At 42.5% G+C, this 25,909-nt stretch carries 23 protein-coding genes; 17 read left to right on the top strand and 6 right to left on the bottom strand.

Annotated elements, in window-relative coordinates:
- The first annotated feature begins 264 nt into the window (after positions 1 to 264).
- Positions 265 to 1,461 (top strand): Fic family protein, encoded by a 1,197-nt coding sequence (locus tag ABH008_RS05375; RefSeq protein ID WP_347988825.1) that lies wholly within the window; start codon positions 265 to 267, stop codon positions 1,459 to 1,461.
- A 1,217-nt stretch (positions 1,462 to 2,678) separates the two neighbouring features.
- Positions 2,679 to 3,512, top strand: coding sequence for an ATP-binding protein (locus ABH008_RS05370; RefSeq protein ID WP_347988824.1), 834 nt, complete (start codon positions 2,679 to 2,681; stop codon positions 3,510 to 3,512).
- Between the two features lie 10 nt (positions 3,513 to 3,522).
- Here ABH008_RS05370 and ABH008_RS05365 read toward each other — a convergent pair whose 3' ends face one another.
- The 3 genes from ABH008_RS05365 to ABH008_RS05355 are packed head-to-tail and all read right to left on the bottom strand — an operon-like array spanning position 3,523 to position 7,111.
- Complete coding sequence (locus ABH008_RS05365) at positions 3,523 to 3,939, bottom strand: DUF3574 domain-containing protein (protein WP_347988823.1); 417 nt, start codon at positions 3,937 to 3,939, stop codon at positions 3,523 to 3,525.
- Positions 3,940 to 3,941: 2 nt separating this feature from the next.
- Entirely contained in the window at positions 3,942 to 6,425 is a 2,484-nt protein-coding gene (locus ABH008_RS05360; protein ID WP_347988822.1) for an FtsX-like permease family protein, read from the bottom strand.
- Positions 6,422 to 7,111: an ABC transporter ATP-binding protein gene (locus ABH008_RS05355; protein WP_347989949.1), complete on the bottom strand. Its 690-nt coding sequence runs from the start codon at positions 7,109 to 7,111 to the stop codon at positions 6,422 to 6,424. The genes ABH008_RS05360 and ABH008_RS05355 overlap by 4 nt, the downstream gene beginning before the upstream one ends.
- Before the next feature lies 1 nt (position 7,112).
- On the opposite strand from ABH008_RS05355, the gene ABH008_RS05350 reads away from it, so the two are divergent.
- The 3 genes from ABH008_RS05350 (at position 7,113) to ABH008_RS05340 (ending at position 8,925) form a co-directional block, all read left to right on the top strand.
- Complete coding sequence (locus ABH008_RS05350; protein ID WP_347988821.1) at positions 7,113 to 7,715, top strand: arylesterase; 603 nt, start codon at positions 7,113 to 7,115, stop codon at positions 7,713 to 7,715.
- 31 nt (positions 7,716 to 7,746) lie between these two features.
- Positions 7,747 to 8,523: an alpha/beta fold hydrolase gene (locus tag ABH008_RS05345; RefSeq protein WP_347988820.1), complete on the top strand. Its 777-nt coding sequence runs from the start codon at positions 7,747 to 7,749 to the stop codon at positions 8,521 to 8,523.
- Positions 8,524 to 8,667: 144 nt separating this feature from the next.
- Positions 8,668 to 8,925 (top strand): hypothetical protein, encoded by a 258-nt coding sequence (locus ABH008_RS05340; RefSeq protein WP_347988819.1) that lies wholly within the window; start codon positions 8,668 to 8,670, stop codon positions 8,923 to 8,925.
- Here the strand turns inward: ABH008_RS05340 and ABH008_RS05335 are convergent.
- Positions 8,922 to 9,716, bottom strand: coding sequence for a DUF2797 domain-containing protein (locus tag ABH008_RS05335; RefSeq protein ID WP_347988818.1), 795 nt, complete (start codon positions 9,714 to 9,716; stop codon positions 8,922 to 8,924). The genes ABH008_RS05340 and ABH008_RS05335 overlap by 4 nt on opposite strands.
- A gap of 227 nt (positions 9,717 to 9,943) precedes the next feature.
- Here ABH008_RS05335 and ABH008_RS05330 point away from each other — a divergent pair, with 227 nt between their 5' ends.
- Positions 9,944 to 11,173 carry a pyrophosphate--fructose-6-phosphate 1-phosphotransferase gene (locus tag ABH008_RS05330; RefSeq protein WP_347988817.1) on the top strand — a complete coding sequence of 410 codons (1,230 nt, stop codon included), beginning with the start codon at positions 9,944 to 9,946 and terminating at the stop codon, positions 11,171 to 11,173.
- Between the two features lie 166 nt (positions 11,174 to 11,339).
- Here ABH008_RS05330 and ABH008_RS05325 read toward each other — a convergent pair whose 3' ends face one another.
- Positions 11,340 to 12,485: a PilT/PilU family type 4a pilus ATPase gene (locus ABH008_RS05325; protein ID WP_347988816.1), complete on the bottom strand. Its 1,146-nt coding sequence runs from the start codon at positions 12,483 to 12,485 to the stop codon at positions 11,340 to 11,342.
- Between the two features lie 556 nt (positions 12,486 to 13,041).
- On the opposite strand from ABH008_RS05325, the gene ABH008_RS05320 reads away from it, so the two are divergent.
- The 7 genes from ABH008_RS05320 (at position 13,042) to ABH008_RS05290 (ending at position 19,384) form a co-directional block, all read left to right on the top strand.
- Positions 13,042 to 14,670 carry a CTP synthase gene (locus ABH008_RS05320; protein WP_347988815.1) on the top strand — a complete coding sequence of 543 codons (1,629 nt, stop codon included), beginning with the start codon at positions 13,042 to 13,044 and terminating at the stop codon, positions 14,668 to 14,670.
- Between the two features lie 2 nt (positions 14,671 to 14,672).
- On the top strand, positions 14,673 to 15,506 hold the full coding sequence (gene kdsA, locus ABH008_RS05315; protein ID WP_347988814.1) for a 3-deoxy-8-phosphooctulonate synthase: 834 nt from the start codon (positions 14,673 to 14,675) through the stop codon (positions 15,504 to 15,506).
- 12 nt (positions 15,507 to 15,518) lie between these two features.
- Positions 15,519 to 16,802, top strand: a complete 1,284-nt coding sequence (gene eno, locus ABH008_RS05310) for a phosphopyruvate hydratase (protein ID WP_347988813.1) — start codon at positions 15,519 to 15,521, stop codon at positions 16,800 to 16,802.
- A gap of 113 nt (positions 16,803 to 16,915) precedes the next feature.
- Positions 16,916 to 17,185 carry a septum formation initiator family protein gene (locus ABH008_RS05305; RefSeq protein ID WP_347989948.1) on the top strand — a complete coding sequence of 90 codons (270 nt, stop codon included), beginning with the start codon at positions 16,916 to 16,918 and terminating at the stop codon, positions 17,183 to 17,185.
- 3 nt (positions 17,186 to 17,188) lie between these two features.
- On the top strand, positions 17,189 to 17,884 hold the full coding sequence (gene ispD / locus ABH008_RS05300; RefSeq protein ID WP_347988812.1) for a 2-C-methyl-D-erythritol 4-phosphate cytidylyltransferase: 696 nt from the start codon (positions 17,189 to 17,191) through the stop codon (positions 17,882 to 17,884).
- A complete protein-coding gene (gene ispF / locus ABH008_RS05295) occupies positions 17,881 to 18,354 on the top strand; it encodes a 2-C-methyl-D-erythritol 2,4-cyclodiphosphate synthase (RefSeq protein ID WP_347988811.1) in 474 nt (157 codons plus the stop codon). The genes ispD and ispF overlap by 4 nt, the downstream gene beginning before the upstream one ends.
- Positions 18,355 to 18,358: 4 nt before the next feature.
- Positions 18,359 to 19,384, top strand: a complete 1,026-nt coding sequence (locus ABH008_RS05290; protein WP_347988810.1) for a tRNA pseudouridine(13) synthase TruD — start codon at positions 18,359 to 18,361, stop codon at positions 19,382 to 19,384.
- A 125-nt stretch (positions 19,385 to 19,509) separates the two neighbouring features.
- Here the strand turns inward: ABH008_RS05290 and ABH008_RS05285 are convergent, their stop codons facing one another.
- Positions 19,510 to 19,911, bottom strand: a complete 402-nt coding sequence (locus ABH008_RS05285) for a hypothetical protein (RefSeq protein WP_347988809.1) — start codon at positions 19,909 to 19,911, stop codon at positions 19,510 to 19,512.
- 1,006 nt (positions 19,912 to 20,917) lie between these two features.
- On the opposite strand from ABH008_RS05285, the gene rpoZ reads away from it, so the two are divergent.
- Genes rpoZ through recG form a run of 4 tightly spaced genes read left to right on the top strand, consistent with a single transcriptional unit; the run spans position 20,918 to position 25,880 of the window.
- Complete coding sequence (rpoZ, locus tag ABH008_RS05280) at positions 20,918 to 21,157, top strand: DNA-directed RNA polymerase subunit omega (protein WP_347988808.1); 240 nt, start codon at positions 20,918 to 20,920, stop codon at positions 21,155 to 21,157.
- Positions 21,158 to 21,165: 8 nt separating this feature from the next.
- The gene (locus ABH008_RS05275) at positions 21,166 to 23,343 is read left to right on the top strand and encodes a bifunctional (p)ppGpp synthetase/guanosine-3',5'-bis(diphosphate) 3'-pyrophosphohydrolase (RefSeq protein ID WP_347988807.1); all 2,178 of its coding nucleotides are present in this window, start codon (positions 21,166 to 21,168) and stop codon (positions 23,341 to 23,343) included.
- Between the two features lie 3 nt (positions 23,344 to 23,346).
- Positions 23,347 to 23,742, top strand: coding sequence for a RidA family protein (locus tag ABH008_RS05270; protein WP_347988806.1), 396 nt, complete (start codon positions 23,347 to 23,349; stop codon positions 23,740 to 23,742).
- 38 nt (positions 23,743 to 23,780) lie between these two features.
- Complete coding sequence (gene recG / locus ABH008_RS05265) at positions 23,781 to 25,880, top strand: ATP-dependent DNA helicase RecG (protein WP_347988805.1); 2,100 nt, start codon at positions 23,781 to 23,783, stop codon at positions 25,878 to 25,880.
- Positions 25,881 to 25,909 lie beyond the last annotated feature (29 nt).

Raw genomic sequence — 25,909 nt, 5'->3', positions numbered from 1 at the left:
ACGTCAACCTGAATGAGTGCACCCCAAAAGCATGATTGTCAATCTGTTGACTTGTCAGTCATCCATTATCGACTAACTATTATCATCTTAAAGTGGCAACAGCCAAAATTAATCGGCACAATAAATCAGCAAAACACTTAAAACTAACTGTGAAATCATAAAGTTACCTTAAAGCAAATAATCGCTATCAAGATCGGCATTTTTTTTAATTAGTTGTATAATCAAGCCATAATAAACAATCAATTAAGTTAATCAAAGATCGGCATGCCTATCACCACTGAAACACCTTATCGCATTGAACCTTGTTTACTGGATAATCCGCCGCTTGAGCTTGTTGATTTAATTGCTGATTTGACAGCACTAACAGAACAACTTGGTGCTCGTCTTCATACCCATACAGCAGCCAGTTTGGCCGATCTGGTTCGGGTGATGAACTGCTATTACTCAAACCTGATTGAAGGCCATAATACCAAACCGCGCGATATTGAACGTGCATTGGCAAATGAATTTGACAATGATCAATCCAGACGAAATTTACAAATTGAAGCCAGAGCGCACATTCGAGTACAAAGACTAATTGATGAGCTGTATGCGAAAAACGCATTGCCTGAACCAGCATCAGCGGATTTTTTACAATGGCTGCATGCGGAATTTTACAGGGATGCAACTGAGGAAATGCTTTACATCAATAATGGTCAGAAAGCCTTTACAATGTCACCTGGTATTTTCCGGTCATTTAAAGAGCATAATGTTTCTGTAGGACGGCATTTACCTCCAGATAGTGAATTTGTGTTGGATTTCATGCGCTATTTTGAGCAGCGTTATTGCTTTGAGAATATGGGCAAAGGTGGTCGTATTCTGGCTATGGCAGCTGCACATCACCGACTTGCCTTTATTCACCCGTTTCCGGATGGCAATGGTCGAGTTAGTCGTTTGATGAGCCATGCCATGGGACTCAAGGCAGGTATTGGGGCTTCCAGTTTATGGTCAATCTCTAGAGGTCTTGCTCGTGGCTTGGAAAGTCGTCAAGAATACAAACAGATGATGGATTATGCCGATAATCCAAGACAAGGTGATTTGGATGGTCGTGGAAATCTGTCGCAAAAAGCACTGATAGATTATGTACGCTGGTTCCTAAATGTGTGTATTGATCAGGTTAAATTCATGGTTGAATTGTTTGAATTTGAACAGTTAGCCAATCGATTAAAGTCCTATACAGAAAAGCAAAGCATGCGCCCAGAGGCGTTTTTGATTTTGCATCGCATTCTATTGCAAGGTGAAATGCTGCGTGGCGAAGCTGAGCGAGTAACGGGATTGAAAGAGCGAAGTGCAAGGATGGTATTGGCTGAGTTAATTCACGATGGTATCGTCGACTCCCAAACTCCCAAAGGAGCGGTGTCGTTACGATTTAATAGTCAATCCATCGACATACTATTTCCCAGACTGTTTTCCGAAAGCTGACAATTACATCAGTGACTGGCTTTAATTCACCTTTAGTAACAATTCAGCGTAAAGGAAAGTTTTTATAGATTGTCGATCAACCTTTATCAAAAAGGTATAAAAAAGGTTGTGTAACATTACTATTTATATAATATTTTCAACATGAGCTTTGAATATGATCCAGAAAAAAAGCGTAGCCAATAAAATCAAACATAGAATTGATTTCGATGAGGCACAAACTTTATGGAACGATCCAAACCGACTTGAAATTACAGCCAAAAATCTAGATCAGCCGCGAAATCTGATTATAGGTACAATCGCAGATAAACGATAGTCAGCAGTAGTCACATATCGAGGCGAGGCAATCCGCCTGATTTCCGTCAGACGATCACGCAAAGAAGAGTTAGAACTGTATGTGTTTATTCCGGCACCCAGATTCACAGGGACGTTCAAATTGGTAACAATTGCGTTATTGCAGGCTGGCTTGGAAATGGCTCCGTTGTAGAAAGCAATGTCAAAATGTTTGGACAACTTGTGCATGAGTATGAGGCAGAGCGAGGCTCCGTCCACGAGCCAGCCCCAATCGTTAGAGCAGGAGCATTTGTTGGTTGGAATTCAATAATTATAGGTGGTGTTGAGATAGGGAGCTCTTCTGTTGTTGCTGCCGGGACAACGGTTGTTTCAGACTACGGTTGTTTCAGACATAAAATCATCTGACATTGTTGCAGGGAATCCTGCCCGGAAAATAGGTACAAAGGTAAACGAAGATTGAGTTCAATTTTTTATGGCAACAACTGACCTCTCATTTTTCCAGAAATTATATTTAAAAAAACCAAGTTTTTCAATAGCATGAATATAGTCGACTGACCATGAATTCTAGCACAACTAGTCTTGAAATTGCATAATTTTTGTAACTATTCAGCTAGTTTATCAAAAATCTACATGTAGCTGATTGCTTAGGCTTTTGTTGCCAGTATTGTTGGCAGAGGTGTTGCCAGTAGGGAGACTGGCATCAAGCTATTTACGGTGCCCTCTTGGCATCAAAAGCCGGGTAGCTGACCAACTGGGTCAGAAGTTACCCATTAAATTAATTCTAAATTCGGGTAATGACGTGTGGTCAGCTTTGATTGTTGGGCTTGGGCAGCTCACCCCACCTACTCAACTCTTCATCTCATCCCACACTCATTCCAATTTTCCTGCATAATTAGCCTTTTTTGGCTCCCGGTATTCCAGCCCGCATGAAACGACTGTTTTTTTTGATGCTAGTCATCTGGCGACAACAATTTAAATTATATGTGTACGCAGCACTGATCGGGGCTTTGGTGGGTATTTTTATATTGGCGCCCAGTTATGATTACATATATGCGCGTGAGCATTTGGCTGGTCCCTTGTCTTCTTTGGGTTTTGTATTTAACCAGATCGTGGACATGTTGCTGGGACGTATTAGCCATGACAACTTGTTATTACTACTGTTTTATGCCGAAATTGGCGCGATGTTGGGTCTGCTATCCTTGCTGTTGTATACCACTCTGCATAAACGTTTAAAGCATATTGATTTTTTGCAACAGGAAATAAATAAGGATTTGCCCTCTATTATTCGGCAGGGCGAAGGCCCGTATCTGGAGTTTAAATCGTCTTTACGTTGGGATATCAGTGAAAGTAGGGTTAACCGTGCACTGGAAGGAGTCATCATAAAAACGCTGACTGGGTTTTTAAACAGTAGTATTGGCGGGACTTTATTAATTGGCGTCGCCGATAACGGCGAAATTTTAGGCTTAGAAAAAGATTTTCAGACTTTAAAAAAAGCCAATCAGGATGGTTTTGAACTGGCATTGATGACTCTTGTTTCAGAACATTTAGGTGCTGAACTATGCTCCTTTTTACATGTGTTATTTCATGTAATTGACGATAAACAAGTATGCCGAATTATTGTTACTCCGGCACCCCGCCCGGTATTTTTAGAGCACAACAATACCCCTAAGTTTTTTGTGCGAACGGGTGGAGCCACCCGCGAGTTGAATATTCAGGAAGCTTTAGGTTATGTAACAGGGCGTTGGCCACGTAATCAATAGCCAGTAACCGTTAAAAACTGACACAAGCGGGTGTTTGCACTCTTAATACCGCTTCCTGCTGAAACTGATTTTTGTAGGCTGTCACTATCTCGCTAATGCGTTGCTTACTTTCTGTATCGTCTGGATGAATAAGAAACAACACATAGCTCTCTTCCTGTACTAACTGGCCTTGCGCATTTTGCCATTGACCCTGGGCTGGCAATACAGTAAATCCTTGCGGAAAACGTGGTGTTATAGTATCACTGACAAAATCACGCCAGGCCTCTTTAGTTACCCTGCCCTGCGATTTGTCGCTACCAAAATACAGTGTATCAGTGAGCTCTGCCGTCTGCTGGGCATTACAGCCATGGCGATACAAATTGCTGCAGCCATAGCTGCTCAAAACTACTGGCAAAAATAGGCAGGCAGTTTTTGCCAATATTCTCATACTTACAAACCACGCAGAATAGGTAGAGGTGGATGTCTGGCTACCGATTTAACGCCCAAATATCCAGCTGCACCGACACCAAAGACTCCAGCAAGCGGCAATGCCCACCACAAGTAAAAACTGGGGCTATAAGCCATATGCATCACTTGTTGATATAGCACAAATAAGATAGCTTCCACTACCATAGTTGCCAGAATGCCGGCCAAACCACCCAATAGTCCAAACTCGATAATGTGCATACGCCTTAAAAATCCACTACGCGCACCTAAGGTGCGCAACAATGCCGCTTCGTAAATCCGTTGATCAAGCGTGGCATACACCGCCGCAAATAACACGCTGAATCCAGCCAACAAAGCAAAATATAGCAACAGATTAATGGCTTGAGTTAATTGGGTCAGTATGGTTTTAAATTGTTGCAGTATCAAATCCACTTCTAGTATGGTTACTGCCGGAAATTTTTTCAGCAATCCATTTAATTGTGGTTTCTGCTCTGGGGTTAAATAAAAACTGGTCATAATGGTAGCGGGGAATTTTTCCAGACTGCCGGGTGAAAAAATCATGTAGAAATTGGGGCGCATGGTATCCCACTGCACATTGCGAATATTAGCTACTTTTGCCTGAAAAGCTTCGCTACCGATCATAAACCCCAATTCATCCCCAACTTGAATGGAGAGATTTTCCGCAAGTTTTTGTTCTACCGACACCAAACCCGTTTGTGCTGCTTGCCAGACACTGCCAGCGGTAATCTTATTATCTTCTGGTAATTGCTCGGCCCAAGTTAAACTCAGTTCACGCCGGGTGGCTTCCTCGCCCTGACTGTCCTTACTGACGCGTTCTTGTACTGGCGTATTATTAATAGTCACCAAACGCCCTCTTACCACCGGATAATAATGGCTGCTAGTAATTTGTGCCTGTTCCAAATAATTTTGAAAGGCTGACTGCTGATCTGTAAAAATGTTCAGCGCAAAATGGTTGGGAGCCTGAGCAGGTAATTGTTTTTGCCAGCTATCCAGCAAATCGTGACGTACCACAAAACTAAGGGCCATAGCGGTAAGCGTAATACTAAATGCCAGAATCTGGCTAACACTGCTGCTGCGATTTCTGACTATACCCTGCAACCCAAAGCGCCAACTTGGACGCAAATGGCGCAGTAATTTGCGGCTTTGTGTTAATAAAAAATAAATTAACACGCTGAGTAGCAACCATGTCAATATGCCTACGCCTAATATAATGACTGTCATTTTCAGGTTTAAGGTATAACGCCAAATAAGTACACCCACTACCATCAAGGCTAATCCATAAACTAACCAAACACTACTGGAAATGGGATCTAAATCGCGGCGTAATACCCGTAACGGAGACACATTTTGCAATCGCAACAACGGTGGCAGGGAAAAACCGAACAAAATCACCATGCCGGTTACCATACCAAAAACATAGGCCCAACCACTGGCTGCAGCCAAAGTTTCTGGCAAGAGTGATTTTAACAACCAAAACAAGCCTTGCTGGGAAAACCACCCTAGCACACAGCCCATACCACTGGTTATTAAACCCAAAACTAAAAACTGACAGACAAACATCCAAACAATTTCCTGTTGTTTGCAACCCAGGCAACGTAATAATGCAGCGGTGTTGAAATGGCGCTCGGTATACCGCCTAGTCGACATGGCAATGGCGACTCCGGCTATTAACACCACCACAATACTGGATAAGCCCAAATATTGCTCGGCTCTACTCAGGGCCGAACCTATTTCCGGCCTGTCATTATGAATATCCAGCAGACGTTGTGAGGCCAATAATTTTGGCTTTAAGCGTTCTTTAAAGGCGTTTAGCAGTGCCTCATCGCCACTAAATTGAAATTCATAATGTACACGACTCCCCGGCTTGACAACAGCTGTGGCCTCTAAATCGGCCTGATTCATCATCACGCGAGGGGAAAAATTATAAAAATTGCTGCGTTTGTCTGGCTCGTAACTTAAAACCCGACTAATAGTTAGTGCTTTTTCGCCTACAGTCAGTAAATCGCCTACTTTCAGTTGTAAGGCCGATAACACCCGCTTTTCCACCCATACTTCTCTGGGTGGAGGACCCTGCTGAGTGCTGGTTTCGTTAGCATAATCCCCATCGATAGTTTTTAACTGTCCACGCAGGGGATAATGTTGGCTAACTGCTTTTACCGAACTTAACAACATTTCATTATTTTCCAGCAACACGCTGGAAAATTCGCTAGTCTGCGCCTGACCCAAACCCATTGCTTGGGCCTGTGTCAGCCATTCTTCCGCCAACGGTACCGGACTGGACACCGACAGATCACCAGCCAAAAATTCAGCCGCCTGACTGTCCAAAGTACGGTACATACGATCTGCAAACAGGGTGATGGTGGTGGAACTGGTAACAGCAATCAACAGAGCTAGCGCTAATAAGGTGAGTTCGCCGGTACGAAAGTCGCGAACTAGAAGCCGTAAGGCCAGTTTCATGCGACTCATACCAATGTCCCGCTATCCAAACGAATAGTACGCTGACAGCGCGCGGCCAGTTTGACATCATGCGTGACCAAAATCAGTGTAGTTTGTTGCTCAGCGTTCAGTTCAAACAGCAAGTCAATAATATTCGTACCGGTTTTACTATCCAGATTACCCGTCGGTTCGTCTGCAAATAAAATAGCCGGTCGAGTTACAAAGGCACGCGCCAATGCCACTCGTTGTTGTTCACCGCCTGAAAGCTGTTTAGGAAGATGTGCTAATCTGTGCTGCAAACCTACACGCTGCAAATAACTTCGTGCTTCTGCTTCAGCCTGGGTATTACCTGTTAGCTCCAGTGGCAACATGACATTTTCCAGAGCAGTCAGCCCCGGCAATAGATGAAAGGATTGGAACACAAAACTGATAAACTTACTACGTAAGATGGCTCGGCCATCTTCATCCAGTTGCGTAAGGTCCTGTCCATTGATTTCTACCCTGCCAGTGCTAGGTGTATCCAATCCGGCCAGTAATCCTAGTAAGGTGGATTTACCCGAACCCGACTCGCCAATAATGGCAATACTCTCACCAGACTTGATGATTATATCAACCGATGACAATATATGCAGAGTACCTTCGGAAATCGTTACCGCTTTGCCCAGATTATGGGTAACAATAATGGAGGAGGGGTTTTCATTACTTTGAGATTGCATCATGTATAAGGTTGTCCTTGCCATATTTATAGGTTTACTACCAATAACCACATTCGCCCAATCAATTTTAGTGTTCGGCGATAGTATTAGTGCAGGTTATGGTATAGAAGTTCAGCAAGGTTGGGTGGTATTGTTGCAAAAAAAATTAGCTGAGCAACGTTATCAATCAGTCATCCACAATGAAAGTATTAGTGGCGAAACCACTGCCGGCGGTTTAGCTCGAATTGATAATGCCATTAACCGCCTTAAACCTGACTTGGTATTATTGGAATTGGGGGCGAATGATGGTTTGCGTGGATTATCTCCTCAGGAAATGCATAAAAACCTGACCGATATGGTATTACGTGCGCAAAAATCGGGCGCTAAAGTCTTGCTGTTGAGCATGAAAATACCACCAAATTACGGCAGCCGTTATATAGAAATGTTTTACAGCATATATCCGCAACTGGCAAAGGAACTTAACATACCTTATGTACCCTTTATGCTGGAAGACGTGGCATTAAAACCAGAAATGATGCAAGCAGACGGATTGCATCCCAATGCCTTAGCACAACCCATTATTGCCGAAAAAATCTGGCATTATTTAGTGCCGTTATTAAAATAATATTTCTTTGTCATTCGCTTTTGGAAATTTAATGCAGACAGTCGAACTGGCTTTCGAGCACTTTGGAGAACAACATACCACTTGTCCAATACTGATTTTGCATGGTTTTTTTGCATCTTCACGTAATTGGAGGGGAATTGCCAAACAGCTTGCCATCCATTATCCGGTTTATGTTCTGGATATGCGCAATCACGGTTTTTCGCCACACCATGAAAAAATGGATTATCCAGCGATGGCAGCCGATCTAGAACAATTCATGGATCAGCAAGGCATAAGCAAAGCCCATTTAATAGGACATAGCATGGGAGGTAAAATTGCCATGTGGTTTGCGTTTCAACACCCTCAACGCATTGAAAAACTAATAGTCGTTGATATTGCGCCTATTAGTTACAAACACTGTTTTGACTCGATGATCAATGCTTTAAAATCAGTCCCCTTAAGTAGCCTCGACAATCGTAAACAGGCTGAAGAATGGCTTGCTAGCCGCATTAGTGATGCTAATTACAGGCAATTTTTATTACAGAATCTGGTTTTTAAAGACAACCAATACAGCTGGCGTATTAATCTCGATTTTTTCCAGAATAATGCTCAATTTATAACCGCATTTCCCGACACATCCAGCATACCCCCCTATCCCTATCCCATCTTATTTCTAGCTGGCGAAACCTCAGGTTACGTAAAAGAAAATCAGATCTACGCGCTATTTCCTCAAGCAAAAATAACAATCATCAACGGAACAGGGCATTGGTTACAGGTAGATGCTCCTGAAAAATTCTGCTTAGCGGTTATCGAATGGTTAAAAACCTAACTACTGCCAATGGCTTAAATGACTTAGTACCGCTATCTTTTATTATCGGGTGGAATATTGTTCTTAAGTACAATAGGCTAAATTCAGGAATTAGATATGATAATCATCAAAGAGACTTAACACAGGAAGAGGCTAAAACATCCAATGTTTTCGCAAATAATGGCACACGAAATATCCAAAACAGCAAGACTAACACTCCAAGATTTTCTTGAAGCACGTTACGAGCATTCATTAAGCAAATATCTGTCTTTATCTGTTAAATATTTGGATAGGGATATTCATATTAGCATCACCACTACAGACAACGAACCCAGCACCTACTCAACGCACATTCCTACAACGGTAACGTTTGACCAATCGGCCTTAATTTTTGAACTACAGCCCAAAAACCAAGTTAGTTAGCAGTCCAGTTCAATTTCGTAACCTGCAAATTTCCGTATATTGATCACGCCCGTATCTAATAACAAATATTGCCCCTTAATTCCCTGCAATACGCCTTGAACAGAAGGATCTTTATCAAAACTTAGAGATTTTATTTTGGCGGGATATTCCAATACTGGAAAGTTAATTTTTAAGCTTTCTGCTTCGTGAAGATAGCGCATGGCAGATTCACCAAACTGACGCTTAATCTCCAGCAAATGTTCGGCACTTTTAGCCAGTAATTCATCACGCAACGTTGGCAAATCAAGACTTTCTACCTTATTTTTCAGCATCTGCTGCCAACTGGTTTTATCGCTAACATAGTTGGCCAAACTGACTTCAACCAAACCTGAAATATAGCGTGAATCCACTTCGAAGAGCGGTAAAGCTTGTATTGCGCCTTGATCAATCCAACGCGTGGGTAATTGTGTCTTGCGTGTGATTCCAACTTTAATACCCGATGAATTTGCCAGATAAATAATATGCGGCTGAAAACAGAACGTCTCGCCCCACTGTGGTTCGCGACAGGTACCTGCTGCATAATGGCAAATTTCTGGCTTCATAATACATAAATCACATTCTGCTAGGCGTATAAAACACGGATAACAATAGCCTTGATTAAAACTTTTACTGGTTTTTTTTTGACAATGTACACAGTAAATATTGCCGGTATGACGTAATTTTAACGGCTGCCCAAGTAAAGCATTTATATCCAGATTTGCATCACCTATAGGCAAAGAGTATTTGACCGGATCAGCGTGGGTGGTTGTCATTTTTTGTATACTGCCTAACACTACTTTACCTCAGATTTATTTTTATTTTGCTAATCATGACAGGATTTAGTTTTTATACAAGAAACACAATCAGCAGTGTCGGCAAATGAAATGCCTGTGATAAAATTGTCTGATTGGTTTAGTCTTGGTGCGAGCCTTAACTGGCAATGACGAGCACCGCCTTTTTACCGATTACTTATTTCCTAACTTCTACGTGTGAATTGTTTATGAACAAACCCAAAAAAGTTGCCATTCTGACTGCTGGTGGATTAGCACCCTGCCTAAACTCTGCTATCGGCAGTTTGATTGAACGTTATACTGAAATTGATCCCAGTATCGAAATCATCTGTTATCGCGGCGGTTATAAGGGGCTGCTACTTGGTGACTCTTATGCAGTAACTGCTAAAGTGCGTGAAAATGCACATTTGCTGCAACGTTTTGGCGGTTCGGTAATAGGCAATAGTCGTGTCAAACTTACTAATATAAAGGACTGTGTTAAACGCGGACTGGTTAAAGAAGGCGAAGATCCACAAAAAGTTGCTGCCGATCAACTGGTAAAAGACGGCGTTGAAATATTACACACCATAGGTGGCGATGACACAAATACAGCTGCCGCCGATCTGGCAGCGTTTTTAGCAAAAAATAACTATGGATTGACTGTTATTGGCTTACCTAAAACAGTTGATAACGATGTATTTCCTATTAAACAGTCACTAGGTGCTTGGACTGCCGCAGAACAGGGGGCACGCTATTTTTGGAACGTAGTTGCCGAAAACAACTCCAATCCGCGCATGCTGATTGTACATGAGGTAATGGGCAGAAACTGTGGTTGGCTGACTGCCGCCACTGCGGCTGAATACCGTAAACTGTTATCCAGAAACGAATGGTTGCCTGAGTTGGGTTTATCTCGCGAATCTTATGAAGTACATGCGGTATTCATACCCGAAATGGCAATTGATTTAGCTGCTGAAGCGGCTCGTCTAAGCGAAGTAATGGACAAGGTTGACTGCGTTAACATCTTTGTTTCTGAAGGTGCGGGGGTTGAGGCTATTGTCGCCGAACTACAAGCAAAAGGACAGGAAGTACCACGCGATGCTTTTGGACACATTAAGCTGGATGCCGTTAACCCCGGCAAATGGTTTGGTGAGCAATTTGCACAAATGATAGGCGCAGAAAAAACACTAGTACAAAAGTCCGGCTATTTTGCGCGTGCCGCCGCCGCAAACATTGAAGATATGCGCTTAATTAAATCTTGTGCTGATTTAGCGGTTGAATGTGCATTTCGCAGAGAATCTGGCGTAATGGGCCATGACGAAGATAATGGCAATATTTTACGCGCCATTGAATTTCCACGTATCAAAGGCGGCAAACCTTTTGATATAGAAACACCTTGGTTTAATGAAATATTGTCCGAAATTGGTCAAGCAAAAGGTGGTAAAGTCGACGTTAGTCATTAATAACAAGATTGCCGGATAAATTGTTCCTGCGCTTAAGATGCTTTTGTACTTAAGCGTGGGAACAAACACTCTCAACTTGCTGGATGATAAAGACACAAAATAGCAACAGATATGCAACAACCCGCTGCTTGTCATATCCATCTTGTATTATCAAAAAATGATCCGTCTATTCATCTTTGAGTATTGGATGCAATGATAGACTGCTAGTCAATTTTTTAATATTTTCTATTTGCAATCCACCTACAGAACCTTTTCCTTCACTAAGATTAATTTTCAATTTCAAGTTATTTGGGGAATCGGAGTTTTGTAAGGCATTATCCAATGAAATGATTCCTGATTTATACAATTGCAGTAGATGATAATCGAAAGTCTGCATACCCACTTCTACTGACTTTTCCATAACTTCCTTAATACCATGTACATCACCTTTAAAGATTAAGTCACTCACCAACTTAGTCCCTAACAAAATCTCGATAGCAGCTACACGCTTACCATCCAGAGTCGGCACTAAGCGCTGGGACACAAACGCTTGAAGATTCAAGGACAAATCCATTAATAATTGATTACGCCGCTCTTCTGGAAAAAAATTGATAATCCGATCCAGAGCCTGATTCGCATTATTGGCGTGTAGAGTTGATAAACACAAATGTCCGGTTTCCGCGAAAGCCAATGCATGCTCCATGGTTTCCTGACTACGAATTTCGCCGATTTGGATGACATCAGGTGCTTGGCGTAAAGTATTTTTTAATGCGTCAGCATAGCTCAGGGTATCCACACCAACCTCGCGTTGACTGACCAACGATTTTTTATGCGGGTGTATATACTCTATCGGATCTTCAATGGTAATTATGTGTCCAGACGAATTACTGTTTCGATAATCAAGTAGTGCAGCCAGAGAAGTAGATTTCCCTGAACCCGTACCACCCACAAATAATATCAGACCGCGTTTCTCCATAATTTTACGCTTAAGAACTTCGGGCAAGCCCAATTCATCAACATTAGGAATAGTTACCTTGATGTTACGAATAACCAAAGCATAGTCATTGCGCTGTTTGTAAATATTTACCCTGAAACGCCCTATCCCTTCTTCAGCTATAGCCAGATTCATTTCTGGTATGCTTTCAAAACTCCTGCGTTGTTCAGCATCCATAATGCTATCAGCAATTTCTTTGATGCGTTGACTGGTAAGCTTAATGTTTTCCAATGGCTTTAGAACGCCATGAAATTTTCCAGCAGGGGGTGCATTTGTGGTTAGATATAGATCAGAACCATCATTCTGTACCAATATTTTTAAATAGTCTTTTAATTCCATAATGGCAGTTACCTTTCGATCTATAAACCTAAAGCTAGTATTTAGGTGGAATAATTATCTTAAATTAAGCACTCAGCAATCCAAGTATAGTGATGTAAGTAAACTCTCGTATCTGATTTAAAATTATTTAGCTCATCCCACTTAGTGCAGAAAAGTTCTGACAAAGGACGCCGTGAATACAGCTCTGTATGCATTTGTCGGTATCAATGCCAGCTAAACCTTTCTCGAAATGCCCCTAAACAAAAATAACGAGTCTAATTATAGCTTATGCAAAGCAAGGTTTAGTCTATGGAAAAGAAAAATCCAGTTTTTATTCAATACGCTTTAACTCTAACATTGCACAAATTCAAGCATTAGTAATTCCTTAATCCATCAGACAGTACAGAGGCAAATTAACCCATTAATGCCTTGGGAATACAGAAACAAAATCCAGCCCTTTTTTAAGATTCACTGAGCACCTACTGAATAAATCAGCAGGTATTATGCAAAACTGGTAAAATTGCTCTCTTTTCGTTCCCCTTAAATTGTCATCCGCTAAACAGGGTACAAAAAGTTCATGACAAAATTCATCTTTATTACAGGTGGTGTGGTTTCTTCCTTGGGAAAAGGGATAGCGGCTTCCTCCCTAGCAGCGATTCTTGAAGATCGTGGCTTAAAAGTAACCATGACCAAACTTGATCCCTATATCAATGTTGACCCCGGCACCATGAGCCCATTTCAGCATGGCGAGGTTTTCGTTACCGAAGACGGCGCAGAGACTGATCTGGATTTAGGTCATTATGAGCGGTTTTTAAAAACCACCATGACCAAAAAAAATAATTTCACTACTGGTCAGGTATACGAACAGGTGTTACGAAATGAGCGCAAAGGCGATTATCTTGGCGCCACTGTTCAGGTTATCCCGCATATTACCGATGAAATCAAACGCCGGGTTTATGCCAGCGCAGAAGGAATGGATGTCGCTTTAATTGAGGTGGGCGGTACCGTAGGCGATATTGAATCCCTGCCTTTTTTGGAGTCTATCCGCCAACTAGGTTTGGAACTGGGCAGAGACAGAGCTGTGTTTATCCATCTAACGCTGGTACCCTATATCAAATCGGCAGGTGAAATTAAAACCAAGCCTACCCAGCATTCTGTTAAAGAATTACGCACAATTGGTATTCAGCCCGATATACTCATCTGTCGCTCTGAACTTCCCATACCAGCCAGTGACAGACGCAAAATCGCTTCATTTACCAATGTTCCTGAAAAAGCCGTAATTTCTGCGATTGATGCTGATACTATTTATCGTATTCCACTACTACTGCGTGAGCAGGGTCTGGATGATATTGTGGTGGATCAATTGCGACTAGACGTTCCTCCTGCGGATTTATCCGCCTGGGAAAAAGTGGTCGAAGGCTTGACGCATCCTACTGATGAAGTGACCATTGCCATTGTCGGCAAATATGTTGATCACACCGATGCCTACAAGTCGTTAAATGAAGCATTGATACATGCAGGCATTCATACCCGCCACAAAGTGCAGATAAAATATATTGACTCTGAAACCATCGAAGCTGAAGGCACTTCCCCATTGAAAGATGTGGATGCCATTTTAGTACCCGGTGGCTTTGGTGAGCGTGGTGTGGAAGGAAAAATATCTACCGTGCGCTTTGCAAGAGAAAATAAAATTCCGTATTTGGGCATCTGTTTGGGCATGCAATCAGCCGTTATCGAATTTGCTCGAGATGTGGTGGGACTGGAAGGTGCGCACAGCACTGAATTTTTACCCAAATCACCCCATCCTGTCATTGGCTTAATCACCGAATGGATGGATGAAGCTGGGCAACTGAATGTGCGTAATGAAGATTCTGACTTGGGCGGCTCTATGCGTTTGGGTGGACAAAAATGCCGATTAAAATCAGAATCTTTGGCCTTTGATCTCTATCAAAAGGATGTCATTACTGAACGCCATCGGCATCGTTACGAGTTTAACAACCAATATTTAAAACAGCTGGAAGCTGCAGGCATGCGTTTTTCCGGCAAATCTCTGGATGGCCGATTAGTAGAAATCATCGAACTACCCGACCATCCTTGGTTCCTGGCTTGCCAGTTTCACCCAGAGTTTACCTCCACACCACGCAACGGCCATCCATTATTCTCCGGTTTTGTATCCGCTGCTGCACAACATAAAAAACAAGGTTAAGTATGAAGTTATGCCATTTTGAAGCTAGTCAGGATCATCCTTTCTTCCTGATTGCAGGCACTTGCGTGATTGAAAGTGAACAAATGACAATAGATACTGCAGGTAAACTTAAAGAAATTACCGACGAGTTAAATATTCCGTTTATCTATAAATCATCATTCGACAAGGCCAATCGTTCTTCTTTACACAGTTTTCGTGGACCTGGCGTGGAACAAGGCTTAAAAATACTGGAAAAAGTTAAACAGCAACTACAGGTACCGGTATTAACTGATGTACATGAAGACACCCCCCTACACGAAGTGGCAGCAGTAGTCGATGTATTGCAAACACCCGCTTTCCTGTGTAGACAAACTAATTTTATTCAAAGCGTTGCCGCACTCGGCAAACCCGTAAATATTAAAAAAGGTCAGTTTCTGGCTCCTTGGGACATGGCCAATGTAGCAAATAAAGCCAAAGCAACCGGCAATGAGCAAATCATGGTATGTGAACGAGGCGTGTCGTTTGGTTATAATAATTTAGTATCGGATATGCGTTCGCTGGCCGTGATGCGAGAAACGGGCTGCCCAGTGGTGTTCGACGCCACCCATTCCGTTCAACTGCCAGGCGGACAAGGCAATTGCTCTGGCGGGCAACGGGAATTTGTACCTGTCCTATCGCGAGCAGCTATAGCCGTTGGCATTGCTGGACTCTTTATGGAATCTCACCCCAAACCGGATGAAGCATTGAGTGATGGCCCTAACTCCTGGCCATTACATCGCATGAAAGAATTGCTTGAAATGTTAGTAACAATAGACAGGGCTGTTAAGTCCCGCACTTTAATTGAAACCACTCTTTAAGAAGGAATACAAATGGCACGAATAGTTGATGTAAAGGCAAGAGAAGTACTTGATTCTCGTGGTAATCCAACCGTAGAAGCTGAAGTTTATTTGGCTTCTGGCATTGTTGGCAGCGCCATGGTTCCATCCGGTGCATCTACAGGCGAACGTGAAGCAATCGAATTACGTGATAACGACAAATCTCGCTATCTGGGTAAAGGTGTACTGACGGCTGTTAACTATGTCAACACTGAAATTCGTGAAGCTGTTATTGGTATGGATGCCAGTAATCAGGCCGCGTTAGATAAAAAGTTGATTGAACTGGACGGCACTGCAAGTAAAAGTCGTTTAGGCGCTAACGCCATTTTGGGCGTATCCATGGCTGCTGCTCGTGCCGCTGCAGAAGAAGCGGGTGTTCCTTTATACCGTTTCTTAAATACCAGTGGCGAATTTATTTTACCTGTACCCATGATGAATATCATCAACGGTGGCTCACATGCGGATAACAGCGTTGACTTGCAAGAATTCATGATATTACCTGTTGGTGCCCCCACCTTCCGCGAAGCTATTCGCTACGGCGCAGAGGTATTCCACAACCTGAAAAAAGTATTAACTTCGCGCGGTCTGGCAACTACAGTAGGTGATGAAGGTGGTTTTGCACCTAATCTATCTTCCAACGAAGAAGCCATTGAAGTGATTCTGGAAGCGATTGAAAAAGCGGGTTACAAAGCGGGTGTGGATATTTTCTTGGGTATGGACGCCGCAAGTTCCGAATATTATAAAAATGGTCGTTATGAATTATCTGCAGAGGGCAGAAGCTTTAACTCCGAAGAAATGACTGAATTTTTTGTCGATTGGGTCAATAAATATCCTATTATTTCCATTGAAGACGGTTTGGATCAAAATGACTGGGCTGGCTGGAAATATCACACCGAAAGATTAGGCGACAAAGTGCAGTTAGTCGGTGATGACCTATTTGTAACCAACCCAGCCATCCTGAAAGAAGGCATAGAAAAAGGTATTGCTAATTCCATTTTAATCAAAGTCAACCAAATCGGTACTTTGACTGAAACCCTGGAAGCCATCAATACTGCAAAAGCCGCGGGTTATAGTGCAGTTGTTTCTCATCGTTCTGGCGAAACTGAAGATACAACCATTGCAGACTTAGTAGTTGCAACCGGTACAGGTCAAATTAAAACTGGCTCACTAAGTCGTTCTGACCGGGTTGCTAAATACAACCGCCTAATGAAAATTGAAGATGAGTTAGGCGATAAAGCCAAATACGCTGGTCGTAGCGCATTTAAAATTTTGGCTTAAATTGTAGAGTTAGGTTACACTTTTTGTTTAGCCTAACTTGCACAATTACTTTTGCAGCGCATGCAGACTGATAGTAATCAGCCTGCATGCATGTATAATCATGAGGAATCGTTATTAAAATTCTCATTTGCGTTATCATTTTGCTGATTGCTCACCTCCAATATCGATTATGGCTGGGTGATGCCAGCTTGGCTCAAATTAATAGTTCGCGCCATCACCTTGAAGAAGTCACTAAAGACGCTCAGGAAAAAAAAGAACGCAACGAGTCTCTGTACGCAGAAGTAAAAGATTTACGCAAAGGTATGGAAACGATTGAAGAACGCGCACGCTACGATCTGGGTATGATTAAGGAAAACGAAACTTTCTTTCAAGTGCTTGAGTAAAGCATGATGACATCAAATTCTTGCTGGGCAGTGGTTCCAGCTGCGGGTGTCGGCAAACGCATGCAGGCTGACCGCCCCAAACAATATTTACCCCTAAACGGTAAAACCGTCATTGAACACACATTAGAGCGGTTGTTACTGTCAGGCTGTTTTCAGGCAATAAGCGTTGCCATTTCCCTAGAAGATCCCTATTGGCCAGAGTTATCCATCGCAACTCATGCTGATGTTATTACCGCACCCGGCGGCAAAGAACGTGCTGATTCAGTGTTGTCTGCACTGAAATCTTTACAAGGCCGTGCCAATGAAAATGACTGGGTATTAGTCCACGATGCCGCCCGCCCCTGCCTGACTAGTAGCGATATAAAACAATTAATCGATAGATTAAAAGAGGATACAGTAGGTGGCATTTTAGCACTACCATCTCACGACACTTTGAAACGAGTACAGGGTAACAGCATAACAGCCAGTGTTGATCGCCAAACTATTTGGCGCGCGCTTACTCCGCAAATGTTCCGTTATGGAATGTTACGAGACGCATTACTTCGCGCTGAAGGCAATCCAGCCATTACCGATGAAGCTAGTGCACTGGAACTAATGGGTTTACAGCCAAAAATTATCGAAGGTCGTCCCGACAACATAAAAATCACCCGCCCAGAAGATCTGGCGCTGGCACAATTCTATATGGAGCAACAATCATGATTCGAGTTGGACAAGGCTATGATGTACACCGATTTACCAGTGGCGACCACATTATACTCGGCGGAGTAAAAATCGATTATGAACAGGGATTGGAAGCACATTCTGATGGCGATGTGGTACTGCATGCTCTTAGCGATGCATTATTAGGTGCAGCTGCTCTAGGAGATATTGGCAAGCATTTTCCTGATACCGATCCACAATTTAAAGGCGCTGACAGCCGTGCATTACTGCGCCATGTCTACCAGATTATTCAAGAAAAAGGATTTCGTTTAATCAATGCCGACATCACTATCATTGCCCAGGCTCCTAAAATGGCACCCCATATTACTGCGATGTGCAGCATTATTGCTAGCGATTTAGCAGTAGAAACGGATGCTATTAATGTCAAAGCCACTACAACAGAACGCCTCGGGTTTGAAGGTCGTAAGGAAGGTATTGCCGTACAAGCGGTGGTATTGATAGAGAAATAAATAGATGTCTAACTTAGAGCTACCAGAATGGCCATACGCTTTTGGCAGCCCCAGCGTTAGCGGCAATATCAAAACTCAGGTTGATGATTTCATCGTAGAAGAAATTTTGTCATTTACACCTGAAGGAAGCGGCGAACACGCATTTTTATACATTGAAAAATGCGGCGAAAACACTGAATATGTTGCGCGATTGTTGGCTAGACACGCCGGGGTCAGACAACGCGATGTCAGTTTTGCTGGCTTAAAAGATCGGCATGGTCGTACCCGGCAATGGTTTAGCGTATGGCTACCTGGCAAACAAGATCCAGACTGGCAGGTTTTGTCCTCTGAAAACCTGCAGTTTCTACAAATTATACGTCACGCACGTAAACTTAAGCGCGGCGTCCTGGCAGGCAATCAGTTTCGTTTGATAATACGTAACTGCCAGGGTGACATGACTTGCTGCATTAAACAATTGCAAGCAATAAAGCAATTTGGCTTTCCAAATTATTTCGCCGAACAACGCTTTGGACATCATGGACAGAATCTAAACAAAGCCTTAGCCATGTTTCAAGGATTATCGGTTAAACGCGAACAGCGTTCTCTGTATTTATCAGCAGCTCGTTCGTTTTTATTTAACCTGATTTTGGCAGAACGCGTAACAGAACAAACATGGCAACAAGCAATAGCCGGAGAAGTTTTCAAATTACACCAAACTAATAGTGTTTTCCGCTCGGAAAATGATGATGGTAATTTAACTGACCGCCTGATCAGTGGTGATATTCACCCAACTGGAGTGTTATGGGGCAAAGGTGATAGCGGCGTCAGCAACGACTGCTTGGCCTTAGAAAGGCACATTATCACCAAGCACCCGGCTCTCATGGAAGGCTTACTAAAAGCAGGCCTAGAAATTGACAGACGCGCTTTACGGGTAATACCGGAAAATCTGCAATGGGAGTTTTATGGAGACAATTTGCATTTAGAATTTCGTCTTCCTGCCGGCAGTTATGCAACAGCATTATTAAGAGAAATCATCAGAACTAGCAGTTAACCTACCACGCAAACAGCGATTAAAATAAACGCAATAGTGTGTTGGGTTGCGAAAACAGCAACCCAACAACTCTGCCTTACCAAAAATTCGCAACGCTTAAGTAGTATCCAGCCTAAATTGAATCATTACTGAACTTTCAGCAACTCTTTGCCATCAGAGGTGAAATGGCAAATGCCTGAGGCAAAGTAATTACAATCGGTTGATTGTTCCAATTTGGCACCCGTTTCTGATAAAGTCGCTTTTATAGTACATACCCGCGCTTCACCTTCGATGTGTTTTTTCATCACTAATTCGTTTGCTGATACGCTTTTAGCTTCACCTGATACTTGTGCAGAACAGGCATGCCGCCCCGTTTCTGCCGCATTTGGTTCAAAATCAACATCGGCGGTGACCGTAATATTATTCGCTACTTTAGTAATTTTTAAGTGTTGTACATGATTGCCATCACGCAAGATATAGTGATCGGTTCCTGCAAAAGCAGTACCAGACACCAGCAGGGCAATAGCCAAAAACAAGTTCTTTTTCATTTATTATTCCTCTGTTTTGTTAAATTGATTAACGGCAAACCGCGCATTAGCGGCGATTCATTAGGCATTAAAATGCCAACACGCCAAACGATGATTGTACCTTACTGCTGAGATTTACCCAAAAGCAGTTACCCGCTACATCACTTATATTGCGCGTTAACACCTAATTTTATCGCTATAGTCACTAATACTGTGCCATTTTCAAACTTCCATCCACTGGCTGACAAACGCTGCCAAACTTATTTAGGGGAGAAAATTGCTCAGATAATTAATCTTTAAAGCCATACAGACAAAACAAAAAAGGTGCGTTTTACTAATCAAGACTTTCGCTATGACTCTGTTTTTAAAACCACTTAATTTCGAGCCAAAACTAATTTTCAACATAGGCAATTTTTTTATGGACAAGCGTAATTTTTTTCACTACACTGCGCGGCACCTTGATTGGGTTAAGAAATATCCAGCTAGGTCGTTATCTTAAGGGGAGGAAAGCGGCCTGTAACCAAGGCTGATAATAATAATAAAAAACAGTAACTGCTTTACTAAACTGTCTTCAAGACAGGCGTCCAACAAATAATAAAACAATAAACCGGACGGGCCCGCTAAATGCGGGCTTTTTATTGTCAAACATCCTTAAATTCAGTGTAACATTGGCTACAGCTGGCATTTGTCATATAATCACATCCAACTCCTTAAAGAATTGGTAAAAAACAATAATTTCCCTGGTTTATTTTTGGTATATTTGGAGCTACATCAGCTTAAGGTATACTACAAAGTAAGCACTAAAAAGTGTAAACACTTATAAGAATACTCTGTACATACTCGTATACTGAGCATATCTCTTTATTTATAGCCTTGAATACACCTTGAAGCGTGGTATCAACGGTATAACTTGATAATGCTTAGGGAAGTATTCTTTCACCGTTTCCTAAAAGCTGTTAAAAACCGCCTATTTGTTACTTAGAGCAAGCAGGCACCATTCAACCAGAAAAATTCTGAAGGCATAAAAATGGCACGCGTTACCATTGAAGATTGTTTAAATAATATTGAAAACCGCTTTAAATTGGTCTTACTGGCCAGTAAAAGAGCTCGTCAACTGGAAAAGGGTGCTGACGAATTTCTGCCGCGTGGTAAGGACAAAGATACTGTTTTGGCATTACGCGAAATTGCTGGCGGCTTTGTAACAGAAGAAAATATAGAGCGCCTGCACCGCTCTGGATATGTTTCAGAAACGCATATAGAGCTTTAAACACACCTATGCCCGAGATAGCTGTCAAACCCATTGATAACACATTAGAGCATCCTGAAGAAAAATTACTTCAGCAGCTTTGCGTTATATTGCACAGTTATCTCGACCAAAATCAAATCAACGACATTATTCGCGCTTATCATTTTAGTGCTTCTGCCCATTCAGGACAGTTCCGTAAAACAGGTGAAGCCTATATTTGTCATCCGGTATCAGTAGCTATAACTTTAGCCGCTATGCACATGGATGCCAATGGTATTATGGCGGCCATTTTGCATGATGTCATCGAAGACACCCCCATAACCAAATGGGAAATCAGCGAAAAGTTCAATCCTGAAGTTGCCGATCTAGTTGATGGCGTTACCAAACTTTCACAAATCGATAGCCGTTCCAGAGCAGAGGCACAAGCGGAAAATGTCAGAAAAATGTTTCTGGCAATGGCTAAAGATTTACGCGTAATTATCGTTAAACTGGCTGACCGTCTGCATAATATGCAAACGATCGGTAATCTGCCCAGCGAAAAAAAACGTCGTATCGCTAAAGAAACTTTGGAAATTTACGCACCTATCGCCAATCGACTGGGTATGAATGAAATCAGGCATCAGTTGGAGTCTCTTGGTTTTAAAGCCATGTATCCCAACCGCTTCTCGGTTATTAGTAACGCGGTCAGAAAGTCGCGGGGTAATCGTAAAGAAATTGTCGATACAATTCAAAACTCTATTGATTTACGTTTGAAAGAAACAGGGCTGGACTGCTCTGTTGCAGGTCGAGAAAAAAATATTGCCAGTATTTACCAAAAAATGCTGCATAAAAAAATTTCTTTCTCCGACGTGTTTGATGTGTATGCGTTCAGAATATATTGTCAACAAGTTGACGATTGCTACCGAGCATTAGGCTGTGTTCATAATCTATTCAAACCCATACCTGGCCGATTTAAAGACTATATCGCCCTCCCCAAAGCGAATGGTTATCAATCTTTACATACCATCCTGATTGGCCCCTACGGCGTACCTATCGAAATACAAATACGCACCCATGAAATGCATCGCATGTCTGAATCAGGCATTGCCGCGCATTGGCTATATAAATCGGATAAAGATAAAAGTGAAACTATCCAAGCCAGAGCGAATGAATGGTTACGGGATCTACTGGAAATTCAAAAGTCTGCTGGCGACTCACTGGAGTTTATAGATAATCTAAAAGTCGATCTGTTTCCACAAGAAGTTTTTGTGTTTAGCCCAAAAGGCAAGATTATTAAACTACCGCGCGGTGCAACCATTGTTGACTTTGCATATATGGTACATACCGATGTTGGAAATGCCTGTATTTCAGCACGTATTGATAAAAAACTGGTTCCGCTACAAACCAAACTTGAAAATGGCATGACCATAGAAGTGATTACTGCTGCCTGGGCACGTCCTAATCCTCTATGGCTTAATTATGTTGCCACCGCTAAAGCACGTAGCTGTATCCGGGCCTATCTTAAAAACTTTAAACAACAAGAAGCCATCAATCTAGGTCGCCGCCTGCTGGAAAAAGAATTACAAAGTATCGACATTCAACTGGATCAAGTCGATAACAACCGCATAATTCAGGTTCTGCAAACCTTAAAAAAACACTCGCTAAATGAATTACTGGAAGACATTGGTCTCGGTAATAAAATGCCTTTTCTAGTCGCCAAACATATTGTGCAGTCTGATATTAATGCCAGTGGCAAACTTAATGAGCACGATGTTTCTCATAGCAAACCTCTCATTATTAAGGGCACAGAAGGGATAGTCGTCAGTTTAGCAAAATGTTGCAGACCCATTCCCGGTGATTCGATTATTGGCTTTTTCAATCCTGGCAAGGGTATCGTGGTGCATCATCATACCTGTAGGAATAGCAACGAAGTTAGAAAAAAACAAACCAGCTGGCTTGATGTGGAATGGAGTCCAGATGCCAGTGGCGAGTTTTCTGCTGAAATTCGCATCGAACTACTCAACCAACGTGGATCCTTAGCCACCATAGCGTCTACTATCTCCAGTTTGGACTCAAACATTGAAAACATCAATGTGGTGAGTCAAGACAATCGAGTATCGGTTGACTTGCTAACTTTAGCCGTGCGAGATCGTGTGCATCTTGCCTCTATTATTCGAAAACTGAAAAAACTTTCAATTGTATTAAAAATTACTCGCATTAAGGCCTAGAGCATGAACAAGGAAATTATTTCAACCCCACTCGCACCGCAAGCTATCGGCACATACTCTCAAGCTGTTAAAGTTGATAACACCGTCTATCTATCTGGACAAATTGCCTTGGACCCAGAGACTATGGAAGTGATAACTGGTGACATCAATAGCCAAATTCGCCGCGTGTTTGATAATTTGCTAGCTGTTGCCACCGCTGCAGGAGGCGATTTTTCCGACATCGTAAAACTCAATGTGTATTTAACTGATCTGGGACATTTCCCACTGGTCAATCAACTCATGGCGGAATATTTCACTGAGCCTTACCCTGCTCGCGCCGCTGTTGGTGTTGCAGCTCTTCCTAAGAATGTTAATGTTGAAATGGATGCGGTAATGGTGTTACGCAACGAATATTACTAATTAATACTTATTATTTCGTTTAGACATCCGGCTCCGGCATGCATAGCCAGGAACCTCATACCCTACCGGTCACAACCCTAACGGGCATAGGCTCACAAGTAGCAGCACGGTTGCAAAAACTGGGTATAATCACTTTACAGGATTTGCTATTTCACTTGCCTTTGCGCTATCAGGACCGTAGCAAAATTACCGCCATTGCCCAATTACAAACCGGTATCTCTGCTTTGGTATGTGGGATTGTGGAATTTACTGACACTATTCAGCGTGGACGCCCTAGTATCATCTGTCGTATAAATGACAATAGCGGCTTACTATCGCTACGTTTCTTTCACTTCAGCGCTCAACAAGCCAAGCAATTAAAACCCGGCACGCTACTCGCCTGTTTTGGCGAAATTCGATATGGCTATACCGGACTGGAAATGGTACATCCCGAATACAAAATTGTCCAAAACGCGAAACAGATCATTGAGACAACATTATCACCCGTTTACCCTCTCACAGAAGGTGTAGGGCAAACTCTGTTGAGAAAAATTATCAAACAAGCACTTAGTCTATGCCTGACTGTTGATAACACACTTAGCGACTTAATCCCAAACGAAGTTCTAAATCGTCATCACTTTCCTAGCCTTAAAGAATCACTACTAACCTTGCATAACCCCCCAACAAACTTAAGCATAGAAAGTTTGCAGGATGGCCAATTACCGGCCTTAAAACGTCTGGCGTTTGAGGAGTTTCTTACTCATCACCTTGCACTCCTGCAAGGTAAATTAGCTTATAAACAGTGGCAAGCTCCAAAGCTAGCGCTGGATGTGAATATTAAACAAGACTTTATAAATCGCTTACCCTTTCAACTCACTACAGCCCAACAGCGAGTGATTGCTGAAATTGAAAGTGATTGCAGCCAGACTCACCCAATGTTAAGACTGGTACACGGTGATGTAGGCTCCGGTAAGACTGTGGTAGCGGCTATTGCCGCATTAGCGGCCGTTAGTTCTGGCTTTCAAGTGGCAATTATGGCACCTACCGAGTTATTGGCTGAACAGCATTTACATAATTTTAGGCAATGGTTTGCAGTCAACAGCATAGACATACAATTTCTGACAGGCCAGCTGAAAGGCAAAAATCGACAAAGCACATTACAAGCTCTTGCCGAAGGCAGCATCCAGATTATTATTGGCACCCATGCCTTGTTTCAGGACAGTGTTACTTTCCATAATCTGGGATTAATTATCATCGATGAACAACACCGTTTTGGCGTCAATCAGCGTCTGGCTTTACGCGAAAAAGGTCAACAAGGTGACTTAAGACCGCATCAACTCATTATGACTGCCACCCCGATACCCCGCACATTGGCTATGCTGCAATATTCGGATTTGGATATGTCAAAAATTGATCAACTACCTCCAGGACGTAAACCCGTTACCACTAGCGTTATTCCCTCGGAACGTCGTGATGAAGTGATTAAGCGCATAGAAAATTGGGTTAGCCAACAACGCCAAGCTTATTGGGTATGCACACTTATTGAAGAATCGGAACTTCTTCAATGTGAAGCAGCAGAAAAAACCGCCACCTATTTATCGCATACCTTACCTAATGTCAAAATTGGTCTGGTACACGGGCGTATGAAAGCAAATGAGAAAGAACGCGTGATGCAGGCCTTTAAACAGCATGAATGCGATTTGCTGGTTGCCACCACCGTTATCGAAGTAGGTGTCGATGTTCCGAATGCGGGATTGATGATTATTGAAAATCCAGAGCGCTTAGGCTTATCACAACTTCATCAGTTACGCGGTCGCGTGGGCAGAGGTAATCAGGAAAGCTACTGCCTGTTACTGTATCAATCGCCTCTGTCTTTTGCGGGAAAACAACGTTTAGGTATTATGAAAGAAACCAACGATGGCTTTATCATTGCGGAAAAAGATCTGGAGTTGCGAGGTCCCGGTGAAGTCATGGGTACTCGGCAAACCGGACAAATTCAATTTAAAATTGCAGACTTAAATCGTGACAGTGATTTACTGGACTTAATACCGGCAGCAGCTCAAGCCATTTACCAACAACAAGCTCAAGTGATACCTGAATTAGTGCAGCGCTGGCTAGGATCGGCAAATAAAGTTAATGAAGGTATAGCGCAGTCTTAATTGAAATTTTGCCGCTGTAAATACAAGCT

This window comes from Methylomonas sp. AM2-LC (genome assembly GCF_039904985.1).
Lineage (GTDB): Bacteria > Pseudomonadota > Gammaproteobacteria > Methylococcales > Methylomonadaceae > Methylomonas.
Note: the sequence above shows the minus strand (reverse complement) of the source record. Positions and strands in the feature narration are given on the sequence as shown.

What these genes read in the sequence shown, in the direction of transcription:
- rpoZ (WP_347988808.1), top strand. Translation starts at nt 20,918, where the DNA reads ATGGCACGCGTTACCATTGAAGATTGTTTAAATAATATTGAAAACCGC.
- ABH008_RS05325 (WP_347988816.1), bottom strand. Translation starts at nt 12,485, where the DNA reads ATGGAATTAAAAGACTATTTAAAAATATTGGTACAGAATGATGGTTCT.
- ABH008_RS05335 (WP_347988818.1), bottom strand. Translation starts at nt 9,716, where the DNA reads ATGACAACCACCCACGCTGATCCGGTCAAATACTCTTTGCCTATAGGT.
- ABH008_RS05275 (WP_347988807.1), top strand. Translation starts at nt 21,166, where the DNA reads ATGCCCGAGATAGCTGTCAAACCCATTGATAACACATTAGAGCATCCT.
- ABH008_RS05285 (WP_347988809.1), bottom strand. Translation starts at nt 19,911, where the DNA reads ATGAAAAAGAACTTGTTTTTGGCTATTGCCCTGCTGGTGTCTGGTACT.
- kdsA (WP_347988814.1), top strand. Translation starts at nt 14,673, where the DNA reads ATGAAGTTATGCCATTTTGAAGCTAGTCAGGATCATCCTTTCTTCCTG.
- ispF (WP_347988811.1), top strand. Translation starts at nt 17,881, where the DNA reads ATGATTCGAGTTGGACAAGGCTATGATGTACACCGATTTACCAGTGGC.
- ABH008_RS05360 (WP_347988822.1), bottom strand. Translation starts at nt 6,425, where the DNA reads ATGAGTCGCATGAAACTGGCCTTACGGCTTCTAGTTCGCGACTTTCGT.
- eno (WP_347988813.1), top strand. Translation starts at nt 15,519, where the DNA reads ATGGCACGAATAGTTGATGTAAAGGCAAGAGAAGTACTTGATTCTCGT.
- ABH008_RS05350 (WP_347988821.1), top strand. Translation starts at nt 7,113, where the DNA reads ATGTATAAGGTTGTCCTTGCCATATTTATAGGTTTACTACCAATAACC.
- recG (WP_347988805.1), top strand. Translation starts at nt 23,781, where the DNA reads ATGCATAGCCAGGAACCTCATACCCTACCGGTCACAACCCTAACGGGC.
- ABH008_RS05340 (WP_347988819.1), top strand. Translation starts at nt 8,668, where the DNA reads ATGTTTTCGCAAATAATGGCACACGAAATATCCAAAACAGCAAGACTA.
- ABH008_RS05320 (WP_347988815.1), top strand. Translation starts at nt 13,042, where the DNA reads ATGACAAAATTCATCTTTATTACAGGTGGTGTGGTTTCTTCCTTGGGA.
- ispD (WP_347988812.1), top strand. Translation starts at nt 17,189, where the DNA reads ATGATGACATCAAATTCTTGCTGGGCAGTGGTTCCAGCTGCGGGTGTC.
- ABH008_RS05375 (WP_347988825.1), top strand. Translation starts at nt 265, where the DNA reads ATGCCTATCACCACTGAAACACCTTATCGCATTGAACCTTGTTTACTG.
- ABH008_RS05365 (WP_347988823.1), bottom strand. Translation starts at nt 3,939, where the DNA reads ATGAGAATATTGGCAAAAACTGCCTGCCTATTTTTGCCAGTAGTTTTG.
- ABH008_RS05290 (WP_347988810.1), top strand. Translation starts at nt 18,359, where the DNA reads ATGTCTAACTTAGAGCTACCAGAATGGCCATACGCTTTTGGCAGCCCC.
- ABH008_RS05270 (WP_347988806.1), top strand. Translation starts at nt 23,347, where the DNA reads ATGAACAAGGAAATTATTTCAACCCCACTCGCACCGCAAGCTATCGGC.
- ABH008_RS05355 (WP_347989949.1), bottom strand. Translation starts at nt 7,111, where the DNA reads ATGCAATCTCAAAGTAATGAAAACCCCTCCTCCATTATTGTTACCCAT.
- ABH008_RS05345 (WP_347988820.1), top strand. Translation starts at nt 7,747, where the DNA reads ATGCAGACAGTCGAACTGGCTTTCGAGCACTTTGGAGAACAACATACC.
- ABH008_RS05330 (WP_347988817.1), top strand. Translation starts at nt 9,944, where the DNA reads ATGAACAAACCCAAAAAAGTTGCCATTCTGACTGCTGGTGGATTAGCA.
- ABH008_RS05370 (WP_347988824.1), top strand. Translation starts at nt 2,679, where the DNA reads ATGAAACGACTGTTTTTTTTGATGCTAGTCATCTGGCGACAACAATTT.